The following is a 24934-nucleotide window of genomic DNA, read 5'->3' on the forward strand; positions in this document are numbered from 1 at the left end:
GCTACGCTAATCCGCCCTACGCAAAAACACGAACTCCGTGTCGTCATACGCCCGCCGCTCCAGCTCTTCGTATCCGTCCGGCGCCGCGAACTGCGCGGCCTTCGCCTCCTCCACCACCAGCAATGCGCCCGGCGTCAGCCAGCCGCCATCGCGCAGGCTCGCCAGCGCCTTCTCCGCAAAGCCCTTGCCATAGGGCGGATCGAGAAACACCAGAGAGAACGGCTCGACGGGATGCGCGGGGCCGAGATCAGTCGCATCGCGGCGATAGACCTTGGTCACGCCGCCAAGGCCGAGCGTCTCGACATTGTTGCGCAACAACGCGCGGGCCTCGGCGCCATTGTCGACGAACAGCACGAACTTCGCGCCGCGCGATGATGCTTCGATGCCGAGTGCGCCGGTGCCGGCGAAGAGGTCGAGCACGCGCGCGTCCGGAATCGGATCGTCATAGGCGTGCACGAGGATGTTGAACACGGACTCGCGCAGCCGGTCCGCCGTGGGGCGGATATCGCGCGAGGACGGTGAGGCGAGATTACGCCCCTTCAAGCGACCGCCGACGACGCGCAACTAGTCCTCCTTCGGCGTCAGATCGCGCTTGCCGTGATAGCCGCGCTTGGGACGGCGCGGCGGACCGTAGCCGCTCGCCTCCGCCTCGTTGCGCTCGCGCGCTTCCTCGCTGCCGGTTCGCTGCACCAGGACGCGGCGACCCTTGCGATCGTTGATCACGTCGCGCTTGCTGACGGGCTTCGCCTCACGCGGCGCGCCGTCGTCGCTCGACGACGATTTCTTGGGGACGTCGAACTGCGCGCCCGACTTCTCGATGATCTTGTCGCCGAGCTGGTCGCGCAGCACGCGCGACTTGATCTCCTCGACCTGGCCTTCGGGGACTTCGCCGAGCTGGAACGGGCCGTAGGAGACGCGGATCAGCCGGTTCACCTCGAGCCCGAGATGGGCGCAGACGTTGCGCACCTCGCGGTTCTTGCCTTCGCGGATCGCGAACACCAGCCAGACATTGGCGCCTTGGTCGCGCTCCAGCGTCGCGTCGATCGGACCGTATTTGACGCCCTCGACCTCGATGCCATTCTTGAGCTCGTCGAGCTGCGCCTGCGTGACATCGCCATGGGCGCGAACGCGGTAGCGGCGCAGCCAGCCGGTATCAGGCAGCTCGAGCGTGCGCGCGAGGCCGCCGTCATTGGTGAGTAGCAACAGGCCTTCGGTGTTGAAGTCGAGCCGGCCGATCGAGATCAGGCGCGGCAGGCCTTCGGGCAGATTGTCGAACACGGTCGGACGCCCTTCCGGGTCGTCATGCGTAGTCATCAGGCCGCGCGGCTTGTGGTAGAGGAACAGCCGCGTGCGCTCACGCTCCGGCAACGGCTTGCCGTCAACGGTGACGACGTCATTCGAGGTGATGTCGAGCGCCGGCGAATTGATCACGCGGCCGTTGACGGCGACGCGGCCCTGCGTGACCATCTCCTCGGCGTCGCGGCGCGAGGCAAGGCCCGCACGCGACAGCACCTTGGCGATACGCTCGCCGGCCTTCTTCGGCTTCGGCTCTTCCTCCCGACGCGGCCGGCGATCGAAATCACGGTCGCGCTCGCGATAGGCGCCGCGGCCGCCGAAAGCGGGGCGCTTCTCGAAGATCCTGCTCTCATCCTCGTTTTCACGACGCGGGCGATCGCGGAAACCGCCTTCGCTGCGCGGATGCTCGTGCCAGTCGGAGCGACCCTCGGAGCGCTCGCGCGGACGATTGAATTTCGGGCGGTCGCCGCCGCGGTCGCCATCGCCGTCACGACGGGGCCGATCGAATTTGGGACGGTCATCGCGCGGGCGATCGAACTTGGGCCGATCGAACTTGGGCCGTTCGCGGAACGGACGATCGCCCGACGGACGATCGTCGCGCGAACGCGAGAAACGCGGACGGTCATCACCACCGCCTTCGCGCTTCTGCCAGGGCTTGTCTGCGCCGCGGTCGCGGCCGCCAAAATCCTTGCGCGGCCCGCGATCACCGCGATCGAAATTCGGACGGTCTCCACGCGGCTTGAAGCTGCGCTCGCCACGATCCTCACGCGGCCCACGATCCCCACGGTCGCGTTCGCGATCCGGTGCGCCCCGCGAAAACTTCCGCTCGCCGTCGAATTTGCGCTCCGGGCGGTCGCCGCGCGGCGCGTAGGGCTTCTTGTCGCCAAACTTTCTGTCACTGGTCCGGCCGGCGGGACGGGACTCGTCGCGATCCCTGCGCGGCGGACGGTCGTCGCGGCCATAGGACGGGCGATCACCGCGCGGCTTGAACGGCCGCTTCTCGCCGTCGCGCGAGGAGCGATCGGAGAACGGGCGGTCGCCGCGCGGCTTGAAGCTGCGCTCGCCGCGTCCCTCACCACCGCGGTCGTCGCGGTTGAATTTCGGCCGGTCGCCGAAGTCGCGGCGCGGGGCATCGCCGTCCGCGCGAGGGCGGAACGGACGATCGCCGCGATCGGCGCGGGGCGGACGGCTGTCGCGGTCGCCACGGGGCGGGCGGGCGTCGCTCCTGCCCTCGGGGCCGCGCTTGGCGAACTTCTTGTCGGGTCCGCGCGGCTTGCCGGAGCGGCCCTTGGGCGGGCCGCTTCTGGCCGGGCCTCGCCGGCCGCGGGAATCGTTGTCTTTGTCGCTGTCGCGAGGCATGAATGATCTCACTCAGGGGATGGCCGGAAAGCATTGCGCGCGCTCGTTGCGAGCCGCATGCTCAGGCAAAATCGATAAGCACTTCTGCTGAAGGCGCAGCTACTAGCAGGTTTCTTCGGATGATACGAGGCTTGAAAGCCCCCTCTTTCATGGATTTGGCGCTCAAAACGGCCGAAAATGCCGGAAAGGCGGGCGAAGTTCCGATCGGATGCGTGGTGGTCCGGGATTACGAGGTCATCGCGACCGCCGGTAACCGCACGCTCACCGACCATGACCCGACCGCCCATGCCGAGATCGTTGCGCTGCGCGAGGCGGCCAAAAAGATCGGCAGCGAGCGCCTGGTCGACTGCGACCTCTACGTGACGCTGGAGCCCTGCACCATGTGTGCGGGCGCGATCTCCTTTGCAAGGGTCAGGCGGCTCTATTACGGCGCCGCCGACCCCAAGGGCGGCGCGGTGGAATCCGGCGTGCGGTTCTTCACTTCGCCAACCTGCCACCACACGCCCGATGTCTATTCCGGGGTCGGCGAGAGCGAGGCGGCGCGGCTGCTCAAGGAGTTCTTTCGCGAGCGGCGATAGCTCCCTCCTCCGTCATTGCGAGGAGCGAAGCGACGAAGCAATCCAGACTGTCTCCGTGGAAGGATTTCTGGATTGCTTCGCTTCGCTCGCAATGACGATGGGGCTTAAGCCGAGAAGAACTCCCGCAGCGCCTTCGCGGTGACGTCCGGGTTCTCCTCGGTCAGGAAGTGGCCGGAATCCACCGGCATGCCATCCACATCGGTGGCCCATTGCTTCCAGGTGTCGAGCGGCGTCGCGGCGGCCTGCGCCACGCCGGCGTTGCCCCACAGCGCCAGCATCGGCACCGTGATCTTCTTGCCGGCCTCGAAATCGGCCTTGTCGAGGTCGTAGTCGAAAGTGGCGCCGGCGCGGTAGTCCTCGCACATCGCGTGCACGCGGGCGGGATCGCGGAACGGGGCGATGTAGTGCTCCAGCGCGCGCTTGTCGATCGCGTCCAGCGTCTTCGACCTGGTCTGGCTCGCCATCTTGAAGCGCAGGAAGAACTCGCCATTGCTGGATATCAACGTCTCCGGCAGCGGGGCGGGCTGGGCCAGAAACGTCCAGTGCCAGATCTTGAGCGCGTAAGGATAGTTGATCCGCTCCCAGTAATTATAGGTCGGCAGGATATCGAGCACCGCGAGCTTCGACAGCCGGCCGGGATGATCGAGCGCCAACCGATACGAGACGCGGCCGCCGCGGTCGTGGCCGGCGAGCGCGAAGTGGACGTGGCCGAGCTGCTCCATCGCCTCGACCATCGCCTTGGCCATCGCGCGCTTGCTGTAGGGGATGTGCAGCGCGTCGCTCTCGGGCATGTCGGACCAGCCATAGCCCGGCAGGTCGGCAATGATCAGCGTGAACTTGTCGCTAAGCTCAGGCGCCACGCGGTGCCACATCACGTGGGTCTCGGAGAAGCCGTGCAGCAGCAGCAGCGGCGGGCCGTTGCCGCCGACGCGGGCGAAGACGCGGCCGAAGGAGGTGTTGATCCATTCGGAGGAAAAGCCGGGATAGAGGTCGGCGAGATCGGACATCTTCTGCATCCTCATCTGGTCAGTCGCGAGGGCGCCTCAACATGAAAGTCGAGAAACAACCCCATGCACAGTAGCTAAGTTCAACGCCTGCTTGTGTTTTTTTGGAGTCCCGTCGGGCACGGCAGGAACTGCGCGCATTCCGCAAAAAACCCTGTCAGCCCCTCACCTTCTCGGCTTCCACCGCCTGCCAGCCGATGTCGCGGCGGCAAAAACCCTCCGGCCAGCGGATGCGGTCGACCGCCTGATAGGCGCGCGCCTGCGCCTCGGTCACATCAGCCCCCAGCGCGCAGACATTGAGCACGCGGCCGCCATTGGCGAGGATCGCGCCGTCTTTCTCGACCGTGCCGGCGTGGAAGATCTCGACGGTCTCGACCTCGGCGGCATCATCGAGGCCCTCGATGCGCGTGCCCTTCTGGTAATCGCCGGGATAGCCCTTCGCCGCCATCACCACGGTCAGCGCGGACTCCGGATGCCAGCGAATGTCAAAGTTCTTCAGCTGGCCGTCGCAGGCGGCGAGGAACGCCGGCACGATGTCCGACATCATCCGCAGCATCAGCACCTGGCATTCAGGATCGCCGAAGCGGACGTTGAACTCGAACAGTTTTGGGCCCTGCGTCGTCAGCATGATCCCGGCGTAAAGGATGCCGCGGAACGGCGTGCCGCGCTGCTTCATGCCTGCGACCGTCGGCAGAATGATCTTGGCCATGATCGCGTCGTGGACCGCAGGCGTCACCAGCGGCGTCGGCGAATAGGCGCCCATGCCGCCGGTGTTCGGGCCGACGTCGTGGTCGAACACGCGCTTGTGGTCCTGCGCGGACGCCAGCGGGATCGCGGTCTCGCCGTCGCAGAGCGCGAAGAAGCTGATCTCGCGGCCCGCCAGAAACTCCTCGATCACGACCTCGGCGCCGGCCTCGCCAAAGGCACCCTCGAACATCATGGCGATGGCGTCCTCCGCCTCGCGCACGGTTTTGGCGACGACGACGCCCTTGCCGGCGGCGAGGCCATCGGCCTTCACCACGATCGGCGCGCCCTGGCTCTGCACATAGGCGCGCGCGTCATCGGCATTGGTGAAGCGCTGGTAGGCGCCGGTGGGAATGCCGAACTCGGTGCAGAGCGCCTTGGTAAACCCCTTGGAGCTTTCGAGCTGGGCGGGGATTTTGTTGGGCCCGAACGCCTTGATGCCGGCGGCGGTGAGATCATCGACGATGCCGGCCGCCAGCGGCGTCTCCGGCCCGACCACCACGAGCTCGACCGCGTTGGTCTTGCAGAAGGCGATCACCGCGGCATGGTCGGCCACATCGAGCGCCACGCACTCCGCCTCGCGCGCGATGCCGGCATTGCCGGGCGCGCACCAGAATTTGGTCACCAGGGGGGAAGCTGCGATCTTCCACGCCAGGGCATGTTCGCGGCCGCCGGAACCGAGCAGGAGAATGTGCATAAGAGGCTCAGAAATGAGGGGTTTTGCTAGGGGCGGAGGTCGCATGAATCGGCGGGGGGCTCAAGGGGGGGGGGGGTGGGCCCGAACTCCCCCGTCATTCCGGGTGGCGCGGCGGAGCCGCTGCTGTCTCTTCTGCCTTGTGGGAAGGTGGCGCGAAGCGCCGGGCAAAGGGCTTCCATCCAGAGGCACAAAATTTCGCTGAAACCCGAGTAAGATTGTCGACGCTTCCTTCAATCGATTCCCGGTTTGCAATGCGAGCATTTCCCCCGGTCGGTGAACCGAGGAAATTCGCGCTCCATATAAGCCTCAGCTTCAGCAAGAGTCGCTATCGGCGGAGACCAACCAGTGGCCCCCGAGCCAGTTTTTTCTTGATTCTCTTGGCCCTGCCCCTCACGGCAATGAACGCACGAGCCCTTATGAATGCGAGCGCGCTTGTGGGGCGTCATGTGGGACACATAAAAACTCACAATGCAGCCCTCCCAATAATAATCTTCCGCGCGCTCGGTAAAGTTAGCACGGGCGGAGACAATCGCAACGGAGCTACCGCGATGCCTCTAGGCTCTCTCGGGTATTACGGTGCGGCGCACTAATTCCAAAACCCGCGCAGTTCATGCCATTTTGTGCACTGTCGCCGTAATTCCGAACTCCCCGTCATTCCCGCGCGCGCCTGGGCACGATCCCCGATCCGCCGGCCGCTCGGTTGGGGGCGCGACGGCACGGCTGTCAGCGCGGCCAGTCTTTGGGCAAACCGGACACTCGGTTCGACCCACGAGTCTCAGATGGGCCGTGAGCGGACATCTATGGATTTCGTGTGATCGCCAACGTTCAATTCCGTCAAAGATTCCTCTTGCGTGTTAATCTGGTTTGAGACAACTTTTGCGGTGAAAATTTCGGGACGCTAACAACCGATGGGCGCGCCTCCCGCGGCATATTTTGTTCGCCATGGAACGCTTGCTTCAAACTCGTCCTAGACTAATTCATTGCGCTCGTTGGTTTCGATGGCTGCACAGCAAAAACTCTCCATCTCATGTAAAGCGTTGGTTCAGCTTCGGACGAGCCTAAGAACCGTTCGCATACTCATTGGGCTCATTCTGATAGCACAGGCTCTGATTTTGCCTCCAATGATGGGGCTTAACCCCGCTTCTGCTCAGGGCAGCTCGGTACTGGATGATCTCTATCACGGCCCGATAAAGCACAAGATTGCGAACCTGGAAGGAAAGGAACTCCGAGAGATTCCTCGTTCAATACTAGATGACCCAGAAATTGAGTTCCTAAATCTCAGAATGAATAAGCTGAGCACGCTACCCGCTGATATCAGCAAGATGCGCAACTTACGTGCGATTGACTTGGAAGAAAATCCGATCGAGACACTACCCTCCACTCTAAGCGACCTCAAAAAACTGGAATACTTGAACCTTAGCTATGCGAAATTCAAAACGATCCCTCCAGTCGTATTTGATCTGGCAAATTTGAAAGAGCTATGGCTCTACTTGACTCCAATAAGCAATATTCCGGCTGACCTGAGCAAACTAACAAAGCTGCGGGTCCTGCAGCTTGGCCAATCTCAAGTTGCTACCATTGACGATGAATTGCGACTGCCGCAACTCGAACAGCTGTGGGCATATTGGACGAAGTTAGAGCGCGTCCCTAGAGCGCTGCAGTTTATGAACAAGCTCTCATTGCTAGCTATTGATATCTCTTCCGGCGAGCTCCCTGAATTTCTAGGCGAACTAAAATCGCTAGAGTGGTTGGAGATTTCCGGAAAGCAGGCATCTAAAGTTCCCGCATCCTTGGGATCACTGCCAAAGCTACGTCATCTCCGAATCTGGGGGCGCATCACTAGTTTGCCCGATACTTTTGCAATCGGACCCAGGCTCGAGGAATTGGACCTCGCCGACAACAAGCTTGTGAGCTTGCCCGCAGACATGTTTTCGACAGCAGCGTCTCTGCGAAAGATTAGGCTTGAAAACAATTTATTGGCAGCAGTACCCCCAAGCCTTGCTAAGGCGGAAAAGCTACAAACGCTGGAATTGTCACGCAACAATCTGACGTTGCTACCCGACCTCTCCAAATTGGAAAAACTCGAAACCTTGGAACTGGCGGAAAACAAGCTCGATCAACTGCCCTGCTGGTTAGTTGCGATGAGGAGGCTCAGCTCCGTTGAATTGCGCCAAAATAAGCTCACAGCGTTGCCTGAATGCATCTCGAGCGGCGAGGCGCAAATCTATTCGCTCGAAGAAAATCAGATCACTTCCTTGCCTGTGCGCCAACTTGCAGCGTCCCACGTTCGCGTAATGTATCTCGCGGGAAATCCAATTCCTAAGAATATAGTATTAGCCTTGGTTGGTCTCGGTATAAGGGTCCACGCTCCCTCCAGTCCTCCCGTTGGAGGATCAATGGATCGCGTTCCCGGCGTTGAGGATTTCTATTCTAGATGGCAAGCTGAACAGAACCGGCAAGAGGATGCAGAGAGGGCCGCAGGTGCCGAAGCCCTGCTTCGACTTATCGCGGACTTGTTAGCTCAAAACCCGCGTCTAGGGATTACAGCTACTGATTACTTGGCGTCTGAGCAGAAGATCGCCGACTCGTCGACACTGGCTAAAATGCAGCGAAGAGCTGATTTCTTGCGCTTTGTTGATCAAAAGCTGCGGAACTGAGAGGAATATGATCGGGGTCTTCAGGATCGTAATGGCTGTTTTAATTTGCAACGTAGTGGCGCTCGAGGCCTGCTCCGCCGCCTCTTCGATGAAGCTGCAGCCAGCTGTAAATATTATTGAGGAGTTTGAGAAGGCCGAAGCAAAGGCCGGAGCCGGAACGAAAGCGTCTCCCTCTGATACAGCTCCCTCTGACGAGGATGTGAAGAAGGTAAAATCAGCGGAAGCGGCTTACAACGTTTTTGTATTCGAAAACCGCAGGGATAACCTGAAGTGGCAACTACTCACGTCGAAGCTTATCTTCTTTCTGGTTTGCTTCATAGTGTTGGCCGGCGTTGGCCTTGCTATCTTCCAGTTTTATCTAACCAATCGGGGAGGCCGTGTTCGGAGGGACAGCGCGAACGAGCAGCCGACAACGTTCGAGGCGAGCTTGTCAGGGATAAAAATTGGGTCTCCCGTTTTGGGTGTAATCATATTAGCTATGTCGATGGTGTTCTTTTATCTTTACATTTCGAACGTGTATCCGATTACAGAAATCGGAAGCGGCGGCTCGAAGGCAGCAGCAAATTCCCCGAAGTGATGCAGCCAACCTAGATCAATTGGGAATTACGGTGACAGTGCACCAAATTCCAAAGCCAAAGCGTCAGTTGGCACCGTTTGGTGCACTGGACTGCACCCCTGAAGTGAGACACGATAATTATAGTGACAGTGCGGTTGCCATGATGCGTTATCGTGCCTTGTTTTGCGCGAACGCGGTTTCGAACTTAAGGGGCGATTGGTAGCCGAGCGCCGAATGCAAGCGCTCCTTGTTGTAGATCTCGGCGATAAAGCAGTCGATCCGGCGCCGGGCGTCTTTGAGATCAATGAAGGCTTTGCCGTTGATCTCTTCGGCCTCAAAATGCCTGTCACTATAATTATCGTGTCTCACTTCAGGGGTGCAGTCCAGCACTGTCACCGTAATTGCCCATTTAGTGTACTGTCGCCGTAGTCCCCAGTTCTGTCTCCTTCTTAAGTGCTAGGGTGCCTCGTTCGGCCGGACTGAACCTCCCGCAATCAGACGTGCAACGACCTCGAGGACCTCTCTTCGGAGCTCTTTGCGTTGCTTAGCTGGTAAGCGTGGATGGGCTCCCGAATTATGAATTGCAGCCATTACCCTGTGAACGTCATAAGATGACTTTGCCATGTCCAAGGCTTCCAGCGCGCGATTCGCATAACGATCGAAAGTGCTGCGCCTGAACGGAATAAGTGAATCAACAGCATTCAAATCGTCGTCAATGTCGGTGTAGAAGCCGTGCTCCTTGAAGTAGTCATCGATGCCGGCGTTGGTGCCAGCGACATCTTGACCGGTCTGCTGGTAGTAAACCTCCTAAAATGCATTAAAGACAGCCGCATCGTTAAAGTCTAACGCCTCGCCGGCGCCATCGATGGGAACAAGCTTGCCGATCTTGTTGATGGCGACGATGGTTCGGTAAGCGATAAATATCCGCTGCTTGTCGTTGTGCAGTCGGAGCTGTTCGGAGCAATCGGTGATAAAGCCCGCCTTCTGCCAGTAGACGAGACAAGCTTTGCCGCACTCTTCGAACGAAAGGATGCAGAGGGATGTCGCGGTTCGATAAGCCTCTGCGTTGGCAAGCGTTCGTGCGTCGGCCAAAAGCCTCTCGGCGTTCGCAATAATGGTTTCGACAACCTCGTCCATTCCCTAAACCATATCGGAATTTGCGAGCCGCCCCAATGGCGAACGGGAATTACGGTGAAAGTAGACTCAATTCACATTTGTAGTTGGCAGCACAGCGATGATGCCTGGAGTTTAGCACTGTCACCGTTCCCTCAGCCTGTTATGCAGGAAAGCGCGATTCAAGCGGAGTAGACGGCCATTTTCTGCCGAGGCGCTTTTCGATGAAGCGAAGCTGCGTATTGTCCAGACCGTAGACGTACCTACGAGCCTGCGACACGACGCGGTGATTGACCTGAGTCATCATAATTCGAGCGTCGATGGTCTGAAATCGCTGCTCAGTTTCGATATTGTTAGTGGCAATGAAGAGCGTGCGCGGGCCGACGGGGAGTGCTAGATGGTCTTCTGGTCCGACGAGTCCGTTTGTCATGATGATCGGTCGATCCGACGTGAGTAGCGTGCGCTTCTCGTTCTTGAACGTCACCAAGCTCCAACGCATTTTGTTCAAGTGGCCGCCCATTGTCGGACTATCAATGATGGCTTGTAAGGCATACGCACTCATCCGTCCCGCCGGGTGGAAAGTCCGCTGCGCCACATAGTCCTCGAAGGTAGCCGGATCGTTCGGTCCCCGGAGCTGTTGGTACTTTTCCTCGTTGTCCGTTTGCGCGTAGAAGTCCGCGACCTCGGCCGCCATGCGGGCGACGTACTCGGGATTGCGAAGCATCAAAGAGATGATGAAGCGCGACCAAGAGCTGCGGTCCATGTTGAACCAGTCGATAGGGCCGCCCGCGCGTAGCTGCTGCGCGACGACGGCCGCGCCGTTGTCGGTGATCCTGAAGAAGTGGCGCTCGATGTACTCAGAGACGCCCGGTTCGTTACCTGGCACTGTGTAGAGCCCCCGGATGTAGCCAGTCGCATCTGGGTGCTTCCACTGCGGCTTCACTTCCTTATAGGGCCGGGTGTATTCGCACAGACGTCCACTCACCCCAGTCGTCCATTCGCGAGAATAGAAGACGGGAATGTAATGGTGTTTTTCACCTCTTCCTGCCGCCGCGCCAATAACCAGCTCGGCAGCGTTGATGCGAAGCACGACGCTGACCTTTCGAACGGGGGGGCGAGGTACGTACAGGGATTCGCAGCGATCGTCTATGTCAAGAGACCTGACCTAAAGGGCATGGTAGGTAGTCGGCGCCGCTGGAGATCAAACCTGGTTCCCCGCGATGATCTCCTGCATCGCCACATGCCGAGCGAAGGAGCCGCGGCCATCGGCGGTGGCGATCACATAGCGAGTTGCCGGGCTGGCTTTGAAGCCTGGCGAGTCGGTGGACTTTACCGGCTATTGGCAATGCCACATTGAAGACTAAATGCAGAAAGACTCTGAAGTGAGTGCGCGAGTCAGACGCCAAATATCTTCAAGAGGCGAATCATGTCCAAGGATGGACCGCCTATAAGCAGTGGTATCGTCACGGCGGGCTCGCAGCCCTCCGCACTGGATTGCCTGCTAGCGCAACAGCTTTGCCGTCAAGGCCTAGCGAAGGTGAACTACAAGCCAGACAGACGCTGGCGCAGTTCGCCAATTATCCGGAACGAGCCAAGTCTCTTGGCAAGCCGGTCCCACTTACGAAGGGCATGAGCAGGGGCCGAGCGGCTTCCCTCCAAAGAATCGAAGAATTGAAACTAGAAGAAAGTGTCGACAGGTCCGTCACGATAAGCGAGAGCGCAGGTCTAAAGACCAAATGGGTTTTCGCGGGAGCCAACAAGAACCGTCTTGTTCAAGAAGATTCGGCAGGAATTTTTCGAATTTCGATTACGTACGGCAGCAAAGACCGTGCGGTCTTCGTTTTCGAGTATGGCCGCGTCTTGTGGTGCAGAACTTAAGATACGTACTAGGGAACTCGCTCAATTGCTAACGCTGCGGCTGGTCTCACGGATGGACTTTTGATGAGGAGCCAACCCCTCACCCAAGTGAGGGCGCGGCGGTCAGCGGTGATGCCCTCTCCCGCAAGGGGCGAGGGCGCAGCAATCGGCACCACGAAGATTATACCTGCTTCCCCGCAATGATCTCCTGCAACGTCGCCACATGCCGCGCGAACGCGCCGCGGCCCGCCGCGGTGGCGGTGACCGTGGTCTGCGGCTTCTTGCCGACGAAGGCCTTGTCCACGGAGACGTAGCCCGCCTTCGCCAAGGTCTCGATATGCGCCCCGAGATTGCCGTCGGTGGCGCCGGTCAGCTTTTTCAGTCGCGCGAACTCCAGGCCAGCTGACACCGGCAGCGCGTTCAGCGCCGCCATGATCTTCAGCCGCAGCGGCTGGTGGATGATGTCGTCGAGCTCGGCCATCAGATCCGCCGCATCCAGAGGCCGCCGAGGATCAGGCCGCCGCCATTGACGAAGGCCATCCAGAGCGGGAAGGCCTCGCCGATATAGAAGAAGCCTACAAGCGTCAGCGCGGAGATGCCGAGACCAATCGCGACGAAGGCGTAGCCGAACCAGAGGCCCGCCAGCGTGTAGAACAGCATGAAGTAGAGCGGCCAGAACGCCCCGAGCTGACGCGGGCCGAAATGGCCGATGACGTCAGTGCAGAGATAGCCGAAGGCGAAGAACGACATGAAGACCAGCAGCAAGCGGACGTCGAAGCCGGCACCGCGCGGATGATGCGGCGGGTTGAGCAGGCGGAGCGCAACCAGACCGACGACGCCCACGATGTCCACGGCAGCCCAGGCGTAGACCGCGTAGACCGGCCAGAGCCAGGTGACGAGATTGCCGGCGAACACCAGCACGCCCCACCAGATGGCTGCGAGACTCGCGAGCTCATAGAGCTGCGATTGCTTGACGCGCTGGACGATGTCGTCGATGTCGGCCAGCGCTGCGGAGGCTTCCTTGCTGTCGATCATGTCGGCTCTTTCAGGTGCAGGGCTGGCGGGTTATGCGCGGTGGCAGCGGAGCAAGCGCCTCGTCCTTCGAGACGACCGCTTCGCGGTCTCCTCAGGATGAGGCTGAGCGGCAGCTTTGCCTTTACGCTGGCCGCCACACACTCCCCTCATCCAGAGGGCCCGCCGCAGCCGGGCGTCGCGAAGGATGGACGCGAGCACGGTTCTTGCCAAGGCAATCGCATAGGGATTCACGAGGACCGCGGGCTTGCTCCGCCTCTCCCGCTTGCGGGAGAGGCCGACGCGCCCCGGGCGATGCGCCAGCATCGTCCCGCGCGCGGCGGGTGAGGGTTCTCACCATGCGGGGACAGTCTCCGCAATTCTCGACAATCCCAGTGCGGAGACAGCCCTCTCCCCAACCCTCCCCCGCAAGCGGGGGAGGGAGCCTACCGCCGATGCTGCTCCATCGTTCGCTCTCATAGGCGCTTGGCATGCCGCCAGCGGATCGCATCATGACTGCCCTGCCCCGCGCGTTGCGACGTCCTCGGCGATCGCATTGACTGCCTTCGGATTGGTGACCATGCCCATGTGATTGATGCCGTCAATTACCTTGATGTCGATGGACGGCTTGATGGTCTGCACGGTCTCCGCGTATTTGTCCGACATGATCATCTCGTCCTCCGCGCCGGCGAAGATCGTCATCGGATGGGTCACCGCGGCGAGATCGAGGCGATAGCCGCGCGTCGCGAAGTTGCGCATCAGGCGGTCGGAATAGGTCGAGACCAAAATCCGCTCCAGGTTCGGCGGCACGGCGAAAGCGAGCACCGGAAGTTGCGCGCAGCAGTCGATGCCGAGCTTGCGGAGTGCGGCGAGCCCGAAATAGCGCGGCAGATCGGCATTGGCCCAGCCGCCGGAATGCGGCCTGTTGGTCGGGGCGTCGTAGCCGAGATAGGGCGCGACCAGCACGGTGCGGACGAACAGATCCTGCATGATCGGCGTGGCGGCGACGCGCAGCGAGAAGCCTCCGCCGGCGGAATGGCCGATCAGGGTCAACGACCGGTCCGGCGCGCTCTTGCGCACATGTGCGACGAAGTCGACCAGATCGTCCTCGAGCTGGCCGACATAGCCGATGTCGCCGCGCGTCCCCGAGGCGCCGTGGCCGCGCGTGTCGAGCGCCCAGGTCTCGACGCCGTGCGCGGCGATCGCATAGGTCAGCGCGTGATTGACCGTGGCGGAGGAGCCGGATGAGCCATGGATGAAGATGGCGCCGCGGCCGGTATCCGCGCCCTTCGGCGCATAGTGCCGGAAGCCGAGCCAGGTGCCGTCGCGCGCCTGGAACTGGTCCTGTGCCGGCAGCGTCGACCAGTCGATGCCCTTGGCGGAGTCCGAGACCGAACGCATCTCCGGCGGTCGCTCCAGCGGCGTCGCGATCAGCGCCGTCAACAGCAGCGCCACCACGCCAACCGCACACAGCCCCCATTTCAACAGGTTCAGGGCACCCCACACCACCTGCATCACCATGGCTCGACTCCCTCGGATTCAAGAATGACAGAGAACTCTATATTACAGAGTACTCTTCTGATCAATCCCCGGATTGGCGCTATCAGGCGAAAATCCTTAACGTCGGGTCTGACCCCAACATGCCGAATCGTTTGCGATGCCGCCTGCGGAACAACTGAACAACGCCCCCGAATTCACCGTCTCCGAGCTCTCGCAGTCCCTGAAGCGGACGGTGGAGGACACCTATGGCCATGTCCGGGTCCGCGGCGAGATCTCCGGCTTTCGCGGCGCGCATTCCTCCGGCCACTGCTATTTCGCGCTGAAGGACGAGAGCGCCAAGATCGAGGCGGTGATCTGGAAGGGCGTGCACGGGCGGATGCGCTTCAAGCCCCAGGAGGGGCTCGAGGTCATCGCGACGGGCAAGCTGACGACCTATCCGGGCTCCTCGAAGTACCAGATCGTGATCGAGGCGCTGGAGCCGGCCGGCATCGGCGCGCTGATGGCGCTGATGGAGGAGCGCAAGAAGAAGCTCGCCGCCGAGGGGCTGTTCGACGAGGCGCGCAAGCAGCTCTTGCCATGGCTGCCGGAGGTGATCGGCGTCGTGACATCGCCGACCGGCGCCGTGATCCGCGACATCCTGCACCGGCTCAATGACCGCTTTCCGCGCCATGTGCTGGTGTGGCCGGTCAAGGTGCAGGGCGAAGGCTCGGCCGAGCAGGTCGCGGCCGCGATCCGCGGCTTCAATGCGCTGCCCGAGGGCGGCAGGATTCCGCGGCCCGACGTCTTGATCGTCGCGCGCGGCGGCGGCTCGCTGGAGGATCTCTGGTCGTTCAACGAGGAGATCGTGGTGCGGGCAGCAAGCGAGAGCATGATCCCGCTGATCTCGGCGGTGGGCCACGAGACCGACATCACGCTGATCGATTTCGTCGCCGACAAGCGTGCGCCGACGCCGACCGCGGCCGCCGAAATGGCGGTGCCGGTGCGCAGCGATCTCTTTGTCGAGGTCGCCGATCTCGGGCGCCGCACCCATGCCTATTGGTTGCGTGCCCATGAAAGCCGCCGCAACGAGCTGCGCGCCGCCGCACGCGCGCTGCCGTCGGCCGGCGATCTGCTGGCGATCCCGCGGCAGCGGCTGGATTCGGCGGGCGCGTCGCTGCCGCGCGGATTGAAGGCCAACACGCATTCGCATTTCCGCAGGTTTACCGCGGCGAGTTCAAAATTGACGCTGCGGGTGCTGCACGGCCAGATCTCGCAGGCCGATCATCGCCTCACCGTATGCGGCGAGCGGCTCGGCCTGTCCGCACGCTCGCTGCTGCGGCAGCGGCGCGACCGCTTTGCCGGGCTGGAGGTGCGGCTGCGCGCCTCGAAGCTGTCGAATGCGCAGGCGCAGCGCAATGCGATTCTCCGCCAGCGCGAGCGCACGCAGCGACTTTCCGAGCGCGCGGGGCGCGCGCTGGCGACGCTGCTGCAGCGGCTCGATGCGCGGGTCGAGAACAGCGGCAAGCTGCTGTCCGCGTTGTCGTACCGCGGCGTGCTCGCGCGCGGCTTTGCCTTGGTGCGGGACGAGGCCGGCCATCCGCTGCATGCGGCGGACGCGATCGGTCCCGGCGCGCGCGTCGAGATCGAGTTTGCGGATGGACGTGTCGGTGCGACGGCGGATGCGGATCGCCCGTCGCCCGCCGCCAAGCGTGCGCCGTCGCAACCGAAGCCAGCCGCGCAGGAGGCAAAACCGGCGCCGAAGCGCGTCGGCAAGCCGGTGGATCAGGGGACGTTGTTCTAGGCGCGGGCACGCAGCCCCACACTCGTCATTGCGAGCGCAGCGAAGCAATCCAGAGTCCCTCCGCGGAAAGATTCTGGATTGCTTCGCTGCGCTCGCAATGACGGCGTGGAGAGAGCCCGCCTTATCGGCAGGACAGTCCCGCGTCGATCGTGGTCCAGAAGCCGCAATGTTCCGGCGCGATCATCGGCGCGCCGGCGTGGGCCTCGAACAGGAAGATCGCGACGGTGAAGATGACCAGTGCGGAGGAGAACAGGACGAAGCGGTTGCGCATGAGGACTGCGTTTAATCGACATCATGGTCGAACTAAGGCGCCGCCACGTGCTGAAACCGGCGCGGCACGCGATCCGTAGATTCCCGGTCGGCCATTCTCCGTGCAGGGCGGTGGTCGATGCGGGGCTGTCCGCTTCGATCGTTGTTCCTCGGGCGGCCCCGCCTTCGCTTCTTGCGAGCTACGGCGCGGCGAGCCCGCAGGCTACCGCGCCAGCCACTCCGCGACTTCCTTCTGCGATTCCGCGCGCGCCTGCGCATCGGTGCCGAGATGGCCGTGCTCGGGCGCGGCGGCGTCGCTGCTGCCGGCAGCTGCGTGCAGCGGCGTGTTGGCGCGGTCGAAATCGTGATAGGCGCCAGGATAGACGGTGATACGCGCGAGCGCGCTGCGGCCATGTGCCCCGTCGACCATCTGGCGGCAGGCCAGCGGCGACGACACGTCGTCATTGGCGCCGATCAAAACCAGCGTCGGCACCCGTGCGCTCCAGCCGAGGCCGGCGGAGATCCGGCAATCCGGATAGAACGCAATCGCGGCGCGGAAGTCCGGACCCGCATCGCGCGCCGCGCTCTGCGGGCGCACCGCCCAGAGCAGCGCGCTGGCGCCGTTGGCCCAGCCGATCAGGCTGACGCGGTCGCGCGCGACCCAGCTCTGCTTCATCAGCCAGGCCCGCGAGGCCGCGATGTCGGCGACGCGCTCGCGCCGTGCCTTGATGCGCATCTCCTTGACGCGGCATTGCGGCCCGAGCTCGCGCGAGCCGTAGCTGTCGGGCAGCAGCACGGCATTGCCTGATTTGAGCAGCCGCTCGGCCCAGTCGCGATAGCGCGGCAGGACGGGATCGGCATGGCCGCCGAGGCCGCCGCATCCGTGCAGCGCGATCACGGTCGGAAACGGCCCCTCGCCCGCGGGCTTGTAGAGCTGCGCGTGCAGGGTTCCTGAAGCGAGCGGAATCTCGACCTGATGCGGCGCGGCCTCCGGCGCCGCGCGCGCGGCCGACATGAGGAGCATCAGGAACAGGGCGGTCAGTCGAAGGCGCATCGGACTCTGCCTGAGGAGGCTGAGCACTATCACGCGGGAACGGCGCCAAAACATCACAAACCGGTGGGTTTACCGGGCGGACAAGCCACCCTATCTATGCTACATCCGGTCCAACACATCGTGCCCTTACGGGCCTTCCACGGAGACTTTCCACCGTGCTGAACAAGTTCGGCTCTTCCGGCCATGGCGAAGCCCAGGTGCAATATCTCGACGGCGATTTCCGCGTGATCTCGCCCGGGACCTATGTGCGCTGCGCGATCACCGACACGCGGATTCCGCTCGACGAGCTGAAGTACTGGAGCGTGGATCTGCAGGAAGCCTACGCCACGCCGGCTGCCGTGCTGCAGCGGCATTTCCCCGGCGAGCCGAAACAGTTGTGATCTCGCAGGGCTGTGTGGCATCGCCCGTCTATTGCGGATCGGCACCATCGCCGCCCATGCAGGTCTTGATGAAGCTCTTGCGGGGCTCACCGACGACCTTCTGATCGATCGCCTGCTTCAGGCAATCGACATGCGCCTGCGCCAAGCAGAGCTGCATCTGGTCGCGCTTGTCCTGTCCCTTCAGGCTTGCCGTGGTGGCCAGACAGGTCACGCGCTTGGTCGCAGGGACCGGCACGGTGGCGGGGGCAGCGGGCGGCGCCGTTTGTGCAAGCACGGGCGCAACAATCAGACACACAAGACTGGCGGCAACGGCTGCTAGCGGCAATTTCATCGCATTCTCCCGATCGGTTCGGAACCGATAGAAGTTTTGCGATGAATGCCGCGTGAATGGCGAACGGCGCCGCGCTATTCCAGCCACCGTGGCACCGGCAGATTCTTACCCCGCAAGAATTCCGGGTTGAACAATTTTGATTGATAGCGCTGCCCGCCGTCCGCGAGGATGGTCACAATGGTTTTGCCAGGGCCGAGATCACGTGCAAGCCGCATGGCGCCGACGATATTGATGGCGCTCGAGCCGCCGAGCACCAGTCCTTCGTGCGCGATCAGGTCAAACAGAACGGGCAAGGCTTCCTGGTCCGTGATCTGATAGGCCATGTCGATCGGCGTGCCTTCCAGATTCCTGGTCACGCGGATCTGCCCGATCCCTTCCGTGATGGAATCGCCTTCGGTGGTCAGCTCGCCCTTGGTGAACCAATTGTAGAGAGCAGCGCCCATGGGATCGCTGAGCGCGATTGTGACGTCGGGATTTCGCTCCTTGAGCGCCCGTGCGATCCCGCCCAAGGTGCCGCCGCTGCCGACGGCACAGGTAAAGCCGTCGATTTTTCCGCCCGTCTGCGCCCAGATCTCCGGACCGGTGGTGCGATAGTGGCCATCCCGATTGGCGACGTTGTCGAACTGATTGGCCCAGAAGGCGCCGAGCTCCTCCGCAAGCTGGCCGGAATAGCGCGCGTAATGACCGGGGTTGGAATAGGGCACGGCCGGCACCAGGCGCAGATCGGCGCCACAGAGCCGCAACATGTCCTTCTTCTCCTGACTTTGCGTGTCAGGCATCACGATCACGCTGCGATAACCGCGCACATTGGCCACCAGCGCGATGCCGATGCCGACATTGCCGGCGGTGCCTTCGACGATGACACCGCCCGGCTTCAGCTTGCCGCGCCGCTCGGCATCGTCGATCATGGAAAGCGCCGCGCGATCCTTGATCGAACCGCCGGGATTGAGAAATTCAGCCTTGCCGTAGATCTCGCAGCCCGTCGCCTCCGACGGCCCGCGCAGCCTGATCAATGGCGTGTTGCCGATGGAGTCGAGGAAACCCGAGCGGACATTGTTCATCGCCTGCCCCCTTTCATGCTCCCGCAACTCTAGGCGGGCCAGAGGACAATTCGGTTCTCTAGTTCAGGCGATGCGTGCAATGTTTTGGATGCCTGATGCAGCCAATCGGAAATTCCATGCTTGAGGCGTTCACCAGTGCCGCAGGGTGGGCACGCTTCGCTTTGCCTACCTACGAGATCATCGCCTGGAAAAGCGCCGCTCGCGCGCCTTGTAGAGATGATCGCTGATCAATTGCCGCAGCTTTGCCGGCTCGTCGAATTCGAGCTGGACGGCGAACGGCACGATGCCGTCGGGCACGCCCTCGCTGCCGCGCAGGCGCGCGAGATCCTTTTCAGTCGTCACCAGCGTGAGCTGCTCGCGCGCAGCGTCCGCTGCGAGCGCGGCGATCTCCTCGCGCGAGAACATGTGATGATCGGCGAAGGAACGCGTGTGCGCGACGTCTATGCCGCCAGCGCGCAAGCTGCGGAAGAAGCGCTCGGGATCGCCGATGCCGGCGAAGGCGAGAACCCGCTTGCCGAACAGCTGCGCGAGCGAGGCCGCATCCGGCTTCAGGCGCGCGCGCAGCTCGGGCTTGTCGCGCCTGGCGAGTTCGGCCGCGACATCGTTGGCGGCGCGACCGTCGCCGATCAGCACCAGCGCGTCGGTGCGCGCGAGTTGTGGCTTCAGCGGTGCGCGCAGGGGGCCGGCGGGAAACACCTTGCCGTTGCCGAGACCGCGCTCACTGTCGATCACGATCAGCGAGGTGTCCTTCAGCAGTTGCGGGTTCTGGAAACCGTCGTCCATCAGGATGACGGTGGCACCTTGCGATTTGGCGAGCGCGACGCCTTCGAGGCGATCGTGCGCGACCGTCACGGGGACGTCGCGCGCCATCATCAGCGGCTCGTCGCCGATGTCAGCTGCAATGTGACGCGCGCGATCGACCATCACGGGGCCCTTGAGGCGCCCGCCATAGCCGCGGCTGAGCACCACCGGGGTCTCGCCGAGTTCACGCAGCAGCTTGGTCAGCGCCAGCACGGTCGGCGTCTTGCCGGCGCCGCCGACATGGTAATTGCCGACGCAGATCACGGGGATGCCGGCGTCAAAGCCCTGGCGTGCCATGCGCCGCGCAGTGATCGCGCCGTAGAGCGCGCCAAGGGGACTGAGGAGATGCGACTTCGGGGAACGCGGCCGGTACCAGAAGGCCGGCTCACGCATTGGCCGCCCCCATCTCGATCGTCAGTTGCAAGAGATAGGGCTCGAGCGCGGTCATGGTGCGGTTGAGCGCGCCGCCGAGCTGCTCGACGACATTTGTGCCGGCCTGCTGCATCTTGTCGCGCATGGCGGGATCGGCCAGCAGCTGGCCGAGCTGCTTGACCAGCAGCTCCTGCGTGTCGGCCTGGCGGGCGCCGCCGCTCGCATCGAGCGCCTCATAGACATCGACGAAATTGAAGACGTGCGGGCCATGGACGATCGCGGCGCCGAGCTTGATCGCCTCGATCGGATTCTGCCCGCCATGACGGATCAGCGATCCGCCCATGAACACGATCGGCGAGAGACGATAGAACAGGCCGAGCTCGCCCATGGTGTCGGCGACATAGACGTCGGTGGTTGCCGCCGGCAGCTCGTCGCGCGAACGCAGGGCCGGCTTCAAGCCCGACGCCGTGATCAGGCCCGAGATCGACGAACCGCGATCGGGATGACGCGGCACGATCACGGTCAGAAGCTGCGGGAAGAAGCCGACGAGGCTGCGATGCGCCGCGACCAGCATCTCGTCCTCGCCCGGATGGGTCGAGGCCGCGACGATGATCGGACGCCCGCGCGTCATCGCCATCAGCCGTTCGAGCTTTGCCGGATCGGCCGGCGGCGCCGGAACGTCGAGCTTGAGATTGCCCGTGATGAGAACGTCGCGGCCGCCGAGCGCGGAGAAGCGTTCCGCATCGATCTTGGACTGCGCCAGACAAATATCGAAACGAGAGAGCAGCGCCGAGATGGTGCCGTACATGCGCCGCCAGCGCGGGAACGAGCGCGGCGACATCCGCCCGTTGATCAGCACCATCGGCACGCGCCGCGTCGCACCCGCCAGGATCAGGTTCGGCCACAGATCGGATTCGATGAACAGCGCCAGCGACGGCTTCCAATGGTCGAGGAAGCGGGCGACATAGCGCGGGGAATCATACGGCACGTATTGATGGATGACGTCGGGTGGAAAGCGTTTTGCCACCACGGCGGCCGAGGTGACGGTGCCCGAGGTGAGCAGGATGCGCAGGTTCAGGTCACGCAGCCGCTCGATCAGCGCGGCTGCGGCCAGCACCTCGCCGACGCTGGCGCCGTGGATCCACACCAGGGGGCCATGCGGTCGCACGTCCTGGCTGAGGCCGCGGCGTTCACCGACGCGCGCGGGATCTTCCTTGCCCTGCTTCAGCCGCCGCTTGATCAGCGCAGGCGCCAGCGGCACCAGGCCGCTCGCCAGGCGTTGATACATCCGCAGCGTCATCGGCAGCGTGTTAGGCATCTTCCGGTCCCGGACGGCCGAGCTGCGCATAGGCGCGCCGCGTCGCCTCGTTCAACGTGTCTTCCAGCTCCTGCCGCAGCGCTTCCATCATGGCAGCGTCGGCATCCGGCGGCACGCTGATTTCCTTGATCCCGACCAATGCGCCCCGCCCGAATGGCAAATTGATGGTGGTGCGGTCCCAGTTCTTGAGCCGGATGAAGCGGCTGGTCGCCATCGCGAAAGGCATGATCGGCCGCCCCGATTCCCGTGCCAGCATGATGATGCCGAGCCCGGCCACGCGCGAGCGCTTGGGGACATCGGCGGTCAGCGCGACATTACAACCGTCCTGAAGCGTCCGCACCATTTCCTTGAAGGCGCCGACGCCACCTTTGCGGTGGAAAGCCCCGCCATGGTCGCCGGAACCGCGGATCGTGCCGATGCCGAGCCGCTCGGCGGCGATGGCGTTGAACTCGCCGTCGCGGTGCCGCGAGATCAGGACCCTGGCCTTGTAGGAGTCCTTGTTCCTGATGAAGGGGGTGAGGAAGTGCTGGCCGTGCCAGAACGCGAAGATCGCGGGGATCTGCGGCTCGACGATGTCATAGACGTCGGGCGGATCGAACGTGAATGTGTTGGTCCGCCAGACAAAGCGCAGATATTCGGCCGCCAGGACCCCGACGGCACGTTGAACGAAGCTGCTCCGCAGCGCGTTGCGAAGCAGTTTTTTCAACGCGCCTTCGATTCTTGATTCGGGTCGAGCAGCCGGTGGAGATGGACGATGAAATAGCGCATCTGCGCGTTGTCGACCGTGCTCTGCGCCTTGGCACGCCAGGCGACGTGGGCGGACGCATAGTTCGGATAGAGACCGACGATCTCGACGTCGTCCAGGTTCTTGAAGGTGTTGTGCTCGAGGTCGAGCAGCTCGCCTCCGATGACGAGGTGGAGCAATTGTTGCGGGGCACTATCTGGCATGGCTTCGGTTCCTAAGGGCTGCCCGGCAAAGCAGTGTTCGACGAGTACACGAGGGTGCTTCAGGGCAAGGGTCGATTTCGAAAATGCGCGACAATGCTCGCATGACGATCGCGTCCCGCTGCCACCAGCACCCCGTGCGTAACTTCCCTGCGATTATAGAGGATGGGATCTCCGGAGAGGTCGCTCATCCTACCACCCGCTTCCTGCACGATCAAATCGGCCGCCGCAAGGTCCCAATCATGGCTGTTGCCCCCCGCAAAAGCCGCATCCAGCACGCCGTCGGCGACCCGGCAGAGCCGGAGCGCGAGCGAGCCGATTCGCGGATGCAGCTTGATGTCACCGCCCGAGGTATTGAGGCGCTCGACCATCGGCTTCGGGCCGGACATGCGGGAGAAGTCGAGCGTGGCTCCGGTCGTCGCCCGTACCGGCCTGTCGTTGAGCAGCGCGCCCTGGCCGCGGGCCGCGAAGAAGAACTCGCCGCTAACAGGCGCGAACACCGCGGCCAGCACCGGGGCGGCATCCTCGACCAGCGCGACGCTGACGCACCATTCGTCATGGCCGCCGAGATAGTTGCGGGTGCCGTCGATCGGATCGACCACCCAGGTCAGGCGCCGCGACAGCCGCGTGGCATCGTCGGCGCTCTCCTCCGACAGCCAGCCATAGTCGGGCGTGGCACCGCGCAGCCGCGCCTCGAGCAGATCGTTGACGGCGATGTCGGCTTCCGAGACCGGCGAGGACGCGCCCTTGGTCCATGTCTTCAACTCGGTGCGGAACATCGACTGCGCGAGGCTGCCGGCTTCCCGCACCGTGTCTCGCAGCAGTGCCGCGTCGCGCGTCAGGATCGTTTCGAGAGAGGTCGCGTCAGCGTCCGCCAAGCGTCAAACCCTCGATGCGCACCGTCGGCGCATTGATGCCGTAGCGGAATTCGAGATTGTTGGCGGGCTGCATCGACTTGAAGATCTCGAACAGGTGCCCTGCGATCGTGACTTCGCTGACGGGATAGGTCAGCTCGCCGTTCTCGATCCAGAAGCCGGACGCGCCGCGGCTGTAATCGCCGGTGACACCGTTGACGCCGGAGCCGATCAGGTCGGTGACGTAGAAACCCTGCTTGATGTCGGCGATCAGTTCGGCCGGCGTCGGCGTACCGGGTTCGAGATGCAGATTGTAAGGCCCCGGCGAGGGCGAGGACGACACGCCGCGATGGGCGTGGCCGGTGGTGGCAAGACCCAGCTCGCGCGCGGTGGCGCAATCGAGCAGCCAGGTCGTCAGCACGCCCTCGTCGATCAGCGCGGTCTTCTTCACGGCAACGCCCTCGGCGTCGAACGTCTGCGAACGCAGGCCGCGCTTGCGCAGGGGATCGTCGATGATGCGGATGTTTTTCGAAAACAGCTGCTGGCCGAGCTTGTCCTTGAGGAAGCTGGTCTTGCGCGCGATCGAGGCGCCGTTGATGGCGCCGACGACGTGGCCGACCAGCGAGCCGGCGACGCGCGGATCGAACACCACCGGCACCTTGCAGGTCTCGACCTTGCGCGGATTGGCGCGCGCCACGGTGCGCTCGCCGGCGGAGCGGCCGACGATCTCGGGCGACAAGAGGTCAGCACCATGCGGCGCCGAGGTGAAGTCGTAATCGCGCTCCATGCCGGTGCCCTCACCGACGATCGCCGTCGCCGAGATGCCCTGGCTGGAACGCAGGTAAGAGCCGTGGAAACCGGTCGAGGTGACGAGCACCATGCCGCCCATGCCTGATGAGGCCGATGCGCCGCCGGATTTGCTCACGCCCTTCACGGCGAGCGCGGCCGCCTCGGCCTCGAGCGCGCGGCGCTCGAGCTCGGAGGTCGCGGGAATATCGGGATCGAGCAGATCGAGATCGGGGAAGTCGCGCGCGAGCAGCGCGGGATCGGCAAGGCCAACATATTTGTCGTCGGGCGCGACGCGCGCCATCGCCACCGCGCGCTCGGCGAGCTTGGTCACGGCATCGCCGCTGGCGTCGTTGGTCGAGACCACCGCCTGGCGCTGGCCGACCAGCACGCGCAGGCCGACATCGTCGCCCTCGGAGCGCTCGGATTCCTCGACGCGGCCGTCGCGCACCTCGACGCCTTGCGAGACGCCGCGCACCGCAACGGCATCGGCCGCATCGGCGCCGGCGCGCTTGGCTGCCTCCACCAGGCGCTGCGCGAGATCGGACAGCGCGGACTGATCGAACAGGTCGCGATTGGCTTTGGGCGAAAGCGTCGAGCTTGGTGAAGGGTTCACAAACGAAATCCTGTT

General features: G+C 63.2%; 25 protein-coding genes and 1 pseudogene. 5 read left to right on the top strand and 21 right to left on the bottom strand.

The annotated features are described in order from the left end of the window. Positions 1-6: 6 nt before the first annotated feature. Both rsmD and AC1RR3_RS23485 read right to left on the bottom strand, forming a co-directional pair. A complete protein-coding gene (gene rsmD, locus AC1RR3_RS23480; protein ID WP_492825474.1) occupies positions 7-564 on the bottom strand; it encodes a 16S rRNA (guanine(966)-N(2))-methyltransferase RsmD in 558 nt (185 codons plus the stop codon). Next, positions 565-2655: a pseudouridine synthase gene (locus tag AC1RR3_RS23485; protein WP_492825475.1), complete on the bottom strand. Its 2091-nt coding sequence runs from the start codon at positions 2653-2655 to the stop codon at positions 565-567. It abuts the gene before it with no gap. A 119-nt stretch (positions 2656-2774) separates the two neighbouring features. Here AC1RR3_RS23485 and AC1RR3_RS23490 point away from each other — a divergent pair, with 119 nt between their 5' ends. Beyond that, positions 2775-3233, top strand: coding sequence for a nucleoside deaminase (locus AC1RR3_RS23490; protein ID WP_492825718.1), 459 nt, complete (start codon positions 2775-2777; stop codon positions 3231-3233). Between the two features lie 104 nt (positions 3234-3337). On the opposite strand, the gene AC1RR3_RS23495 is transcribed toward AC1RR3_RS23490, so the two are convergent. Further along, on the bottom strand, positions 3338-4240 hold the full coding sequence (locus AC1RR3_RS23495; protein ID WP_492825476.1) for an alpha/beta fold hydrolase: 903 nt from the start codon (positions 4238-4240) through the stop codon (positions 3338-3340). Between the two features lie 154 nt (positions 4241-4394). Beyond that, on the bottom strand, positions 4395-5678 hold the full coding sequence (gene purD / locus AC1RR3_RS23500) for a phosphoribosylamine--glycine ligase (protein WP_492825477.1): 1284 nt from the start codon (positions 5676-5678) through the stop codon (positions 4395-4397). 1121 nt (positions 5679-6799) lie between these two features. Here purD and AC1RR3_RS23505 point away from each other — a divergent pair. Both AC1RR3_RS23505 and AC1RR3_RS23510 read left to right on the top strand, forming a co-directional pair. Then, entirely contained in the window at positions 6800-8335 is a 1536-nt protein-coding gene (locus tag AC1RR3_RS23505; RefSeq protein WP_492825478.1) for a leucine-rich repeat domain-containing protein, read from the top strand. Between the two features lie 7 nt (positions 8336-8342). After that, positions 8343-8912 carry a hypothetical protein gene (locus AC1RR3_RS23510; RefSeq protein WP_492825479.1) on the top strand — a complete coding sequence of 190 codons (570 nt, stop codon included), beginning with the start codon at positions 8343-8345 and terminating at the stop codon, positions 8910-8912. Between the two features lie 147 nt (positions 8913-9059). On the opposite strand, the gene AC1RR3_RS23515 is transcribed toward AC1RR3_RS23510, so the two are convergent. The 7 genes and pseudogenes from AC1RR3_RS23515 to AC1RR3_RS23545 all read right to left on the bottom strand — a co-directional run bounded on the left by AC1RR3_RS23515 (position 9060) and on the right by AC1RR3_RS23545 (position 14393). Continuing rightward, positions 9060-9287: an integrase core domain-containing protein gene (locus AC1RR3_RS23515; RefSeq protein WP_492825480.1), complete on the bottom strand. Its 228-nt coding sequence runs from the start codon at positions 9285-9287 to the stop codon at positions 9060-9062. A 411-nt stretch (positions 9288-9698) separates the two neighbouring features. Then, complete coding sequence (locus AC1RR3_RS23520) at positions 9699-10028, bottom strand: AbiV family abortive infection protein (RefSeq protein ID WP_492825481.1); 330 nt, start codon at positions 10026-10028, stop codon at positions 9699-9701. Between the two features lie 139 nt (positions 10029-10167). Continuing rightward, positions 10168-11094, bottom strand: coding sequence for a DUF4238 domain-containing protein (locus AC1RR3_RS23525; protein ID WP_492825482.1), 927 nt, complete (start codon positions 11092-11094; stop codon positions 10168-10170). Between the two features lie 111 nt (positions 11095-11205). Further along, positions 11206-11286 (bottom strand): annotated as a pseudogene (locus AC1RR3_RS23530) (transcriptional regulator); the annotation flags it as partial. Positions 11287-12042: 756 nt separating this feature from the next. Then, positions 12043-12342, bottom strand: coding sequence for a winged helix-turn-helix domain-containing protein (locus tag AC1RR3_RS23535; protein ID WP_142250201.1), 300 nt, complete (start codon positions 12340-12342; stop codon positions 12043-12045). Then, positions 12342-12896, bottom strand: coding sequence for a hypothetical protein (locus tag AC1RR3_RS23540; RefSeq protein ID WP_492825483.1), 555 nt, complete (start codon positions 12894-12896; stop codon positions 12342-12344). The genes AC1RR3_RS23535 and AC1RR3_RS23540 overlap by 1 nt, the downstream gene beginning before the upstream one ends. Before the next feature lie 486 nt (positions 12897-13382). After that, entirely contained in the window at positions 13383-14393 is a 1011-nt protein-coding gene (locus tag AC1RR3_RS23545; RefSeq protein WP_492825484.1) for an alpha/beta hydrolase, read from the bottom strand. Between the two features lie 136 nt (positions 14394-14529). On the opposite strand from AC1RR3_RS23545, the gene xseA reads away from it, so the two are divergent. Then, on the top strand, positions 14530-16152 hold the full coding sequence (gene xseA, locus AC1RR3_RS23550) for an exodeoxyribonuclease VII large subunit (protein WP_492825485.1): 1623 nt from the start codon (positions 14530-14532) through the stop codon (positions 16150-16152). A 121-nt stretch (positions 16153-16273) separates the two neighbouring features. On the opposite strand, the gene AC1RR3_RS23555 is transcribed toward xseA, so the two are convergent. Both AC1RR3_RS23555 and AC1RR3_RS23560 read right to left on the bottom strand, forming a co-directional pair. Beyond that, positions 16274-16423 (bottom strand): hypothetical protein, encoded by a 150-nt coding sequence (locus AC1RR3_RS23555; RefSeq protein ID WP_492825486.1) that lies wholly within the window; start codon positions 16421-16423, stop codon positions 16274-16276. A gap of 201 nt (positions 16424-16624) precedes the next feature. Beyond that, on the bottom strand, positions 16625-17455 hold the full coding sequence (locus tag AC1RR3_RS23560; RefSeq protein WP_492825487.1) for a dienelactone hydrolase family protein: 831 nt from the start codon (positions 17453-17455) through the stop codon (positions 16625-16627). A 155-nt stretch (positions 17456-17610) separates the two neighbouring features. Here AC1RR3_RS23560 and AC1RR3_RS23565 point away from each other — a divergent pair, with 155 nt between their 5' ends. Further along, on the top strand, positions 17611-17835 hold the full coding sequence (locus AC1RR3_RS23565) for a DUF2093 domain-containing protein (protein ID WP_492825488.1): 225 nt from the start codon (positions 17611-17613) through the stop codon (positions 17833-17835). Between the two features lie 28 nt (positions 17836-17863). On the opposite strand, the gene AC1RR3_RS23570 is transcribed toward AC1RR3_RS23565, so the two are convergent. From AC1RR3_RS23570 to AC1RR3_RS23605, 8 genes are all read right to left on the bottom strand, one after another. Then, complete coding sequence (locus tag AC1RR3_RS23570) at positions 17864-18166, bottom strand: hypothetical protein (RefSeq protein WP_492825489.1); 303 nt, start codon at positions 18164-18166, stop codon at positions 17864-17866. Positions 18167-18240: 74 nt separating this feature from the next. Then, complete coding sequence (locus AC1RR3_RS23575) at positions 18241-19227, bottom strand: cysteine synthase A (RefSeq protein WP_492825490.1); 987 nt, start codon at positions 19225-19227, stop codon at positions 18241-18243. 177 nt (positions 19228-19404) lie between these two features. Next, the gene (lpxK, locus tag AC1RR3_RS23580) at positions 19405-20421 is read right to left on the bottom strand and encodes a tetraacyldisaccharide 4'-kinase (RefSeq protein ID WP_492825491.1); all 1017 of its coding nucleotides are present in this window, start codon (positions 20419-20421) and stop codon (positions 19405-19407) included. Then, on the bottom strand, positions 20414-21748 hold the full coding sequence (locus tag AC1RR3_RS23585) for a 3-deoxy-D-manno-octulosonic acid transferase (RefSeq protein WP_492825492.1): 1335 nt from the start codon (positions 21746-21748) through the stop codon (positions 20414-20416). Before AC1RR3_RS23585 ends, lpxK begins: the two co-directional genes overlap by 8 nt. Further along, entirely contained in the window at positions 21711-22424 is a 714-nt protein-coding gene (locus tag AC1RR3_RS23590; RefSeq protein WP_492825493.1) for a lysophospholipid acyltransferase family protein, read from the bottom strand. Before AC1RR3_RS23590 ends, AC1RR3_RS23585 begins: the two co-directional genes overlap by 38 nt. Next, entirely contained in the window at positions 22421-22666 is a 246-nt protein-coding gene (locus AC1RR3_RS23595; protein ID WP_008130152.1) for a DUF4170 domain-containing protein, read from the bottom strand. Before AC1RR3_RS23595 ends, AC1RR3_RS23590 begins: the two co-directional genes overlap by 4 nt. Positions 22667-22725: 59 nt before the next feature. Beyond that, a complete protein-coding gene (locus AC1RR3_RS23600; protein ID WP_492825494.1) occupies positions 22726-23541 on the bottom strand; it encodes a 3'(2'),5'-bisphosphate nucleotidase CysQ in 816 nt (271 codons plus the stop codon). Further along, entirely contained in the window at positions 23528-24919 is a 1392-nt protein-coding gene (locus tag AC1RR3_RS23605; protein WP_492825495.1) for a TldD/PmbA family protein, read from the bottom strand. The genes AC1RR3_RS23600 and AC1RR3_RS23605 overlap by 14 nt, the downstream gene beginning before the upstream one ends. Positions 24920-24934 lie beyond the last annotated feature (15 nt).

The organism is Bradyrhizobium sp. GW821-FHT13H05, from assembly GCF_058804065.1.